Genomic DNA, 303 nt, shown 5'->3' with positions numbered 1-303 from the left:
CTGGCCTCCGGCGAGCCCCAACTGGCCGTCCGCGAGGGCGTCGTACGGGTTCCGCGGCTGGCCCGGGTGGCTGCCGCGTCCGGTGAGCTGCGGCCGGTGGTCGACGCGCTCGGCACGGTGCTGGTGACCGGTGCGTCCGGGATGCTCGGTGGCCTGGTCGCCCGTCATCTGGTGGCCGAGCACGGGGTGCGCAGTCTGCTGCTCGTCTCGCGCCGTGGTGCGGAGGCACCGGGAGCGGCCGAACTGGCGGCCGAGCTGGCCGAGTCGGGTGCTTCCGTGGTGATCGCGGCGGCCGATGTCGCC

At 75.6% G+C, this 303-nt stretch carries 1 protein-coding gene; it reads left to right on the top strand.

Annotated elements, in window-relative coordinates:
• A partial coding sequence (locus tag UK12_RS35205) for a KR domain-containing protein (protein WP_045307295.1) occupies positions 1-303 on the top strand: 303 nt, incomplete at both ends.

It is taken from the genome of Saccharothrix sp. ST-888 (assembly GCF_000955975.1).
Lineage (GTDB): Bacteria > Actinomycetota > Actinomycetes > Streptomycetales > Streptomycetaceae > Kitasatospora.
The sequence above is the reverse complement of the archived record's forward strand: the minus strand, read 5'-3'. Positions and strand labels throughout refer to the sequence as shown.